The 1,870-nt window shown below is 34.0% G+C and carries 3 protein-coding genes; all 3 read left to right on the forward strand.

Annotated elements, in window-relative coordinates; all coding sequences use genetic code 11:
- The first annotated feature begins 144 nt into the window (after nt 1-144).
- The gene (locus M983_RS16415) at nt 145-483 is read left to right on the forward strand and encodes a BON domain-containing protein (protein ID WP_066753548.1); all 339 of its coding nucleotides are present in this window, start codon (nt 145-147) and stop codon (nt 481-483) included.
- A 115-nt stretch (nt 484-598) separates the two neighbouring features.
- A complete protein-coding gene (locus M983_RS16420) occupies nt 599-1,657 on the forward strand; it encodes a patatin-like phospholipase family protein (protein ID WP_066753555.1) in 1,059 nt (352 codons plus the stop codon).
- A 1-nt stretch (nt 1,658) separates the two neighbouring features.
- Nucleotides 1,659-1,870 (forward strand): TatD family hydrolase (locus tag M983_RS16425; protein WP_210433259.1); only part of this gene is annotated, 212 nt, incomplete at its 3' end.

The following is a 1,870-nucleotide window of genomic DNA, read 5'->3' on the forward strand; positions in this document are numbered from 1 at the left end:
ACTTTATTTAACTAGAATAATTTATTATTGTAATCGTCTGACGTGTATAAGGTTACTCATTTTTAGATAAAATATACAATAAAAACATTAGATTATAAGAATACACTCTATTTTTAATTTAGTTTTAACGGAGTAAAAAAAGCAATGAAAAAAAAGATAAAAACATTAATTATATTAATGTTTGTTATGTTGTTGAGTCCGAAAATATTTGCTGAAACTTCTTGGTTTAATGATTTTGATAGTAATGATAATACTCAAGAGAAAATAATGAGTGACGTGGAGATTTCTTTAAAAATAAAGGAAATGTTATCTCATGTTCAAGGTATTAACTCTAACTCTCTTTCAATAAAAACAGAATTTGGCCATGTAACTATTTTAGGCTTTGTTAAAAATAAAGAACAAGAAAATGAAATAGCCAATTTAGTTAAAAATATGGAAGGTGTTAAAGATGTTGATACTATGGTGAATATAAAACAAAAATAATATGTTAAGAACGTGTTTTTAAAAATATCATCATTTTATTTGTATTTATGCGTAAAAAGAATGACGTAGAAAAAATGTACGAGTATCCTTTATTGAGTTGTATAAAGGAGACGTTATGGGGAAGTACATTCCAGTCACGCTAAATGACATTACCGCACTTGAATTTCAATCATCCTTACCCTTAGGTAAAGTTGGCCTTGTATGTGAAGGTGGTGGCCAACGTGGGATCTTTACTGCCGGTGTTCTTGATGAATTTATGCGATCGCAATTTGATCCCTTCGATATTTTATTAGGTGTCTCTGCGGGTGCACAAAATTTATCTGCTTTTGCCTGTGGTCAGCGTGGCTATGCGCGTAAAATTATTAATCGTTATACAACTAACAATCAATTCTTTAATCCTATCCGTTTTGTACGCGGTGGTAATTTACTTGATCTCGATTGGTACATCGATGCCACATCTAAAGAGATGCCTCTTGATATGCCGACTGCATTGCGCCGTTTTGATACAGGGCGTGAATTTTATATGGTAGCAAGTCGCGCTGACAATTTTAAAGCAAATTACTTTCAGCCTGATGAATTAACATGGCTGGAGATAGTTAAGGCCTCTAGTGCCATTCCTGCTTTTTATCGTAATGGCGTATTATTTGATGATGTTCTCTATCATGATGGCGGAATTAGTGATGCTATTCCAGTAAGAGAAGCCTATCGACGAGGATGTCGCACTATTGTAGTGGTACGTACTGTTCCTTCTGAATATCAATATACAACAGAATGGGTAGAGAGAATGAGTAATTGGTTTGAAAACAGCCGATTACAACGTTTTATGAATATGGCACAAGTCCACATTGAAACTTATACTGAAACTCAAAAATTTATTCAATTTCCACCTGAAGATTGTGTTGTAATTGAAATATTTCCACCGACAACATTAAGATCAAGTGCGCTAGGTAGTCGTTTAAGTGCACTAAATCATGATTATCATATCGGCCGACGTTGTGGTCGTTATTTTCTCGCCACGATAGGGCAACATTTTTCTAAGAAAAAATTTAAGCAACACGATAAGAAATTTTTTAGTTTATTTGAAAATGAAGCTAAATCAGATAAAGCAGAAAAAGCGCCTGTGATCCAGCAAGATACTCGAAGTGTACATCCTGATGTGCACAATGGTGGATAACATGAATAGATTTATTGATACCCATTGTCATTTTGATGCGCCTATCTTTTTCAATGATATGGCGCGTAGCTTATCTTTAGTAGAAAAAGCCAATATAAAGAAAATGATTATTCCAGCGGTTGCTCGTTGGAATTGGCAAGCAGTAACAGAACTCTCACAGAATTATCAGCCATTATTCCATGCGCTAGGGTTACATCCTCTTTATATAGAAGA

It is taken from the genome of Proteus myxofaciens ATCC 19692, from assembly GCF_001654855.1.
Classification (GTDB): Bacteria; Pseudomonadota; Gammaproteobacteria; order Enterobacterales; family Enterobacteriaceae; genus Proteus; species Proteus myxofaciens.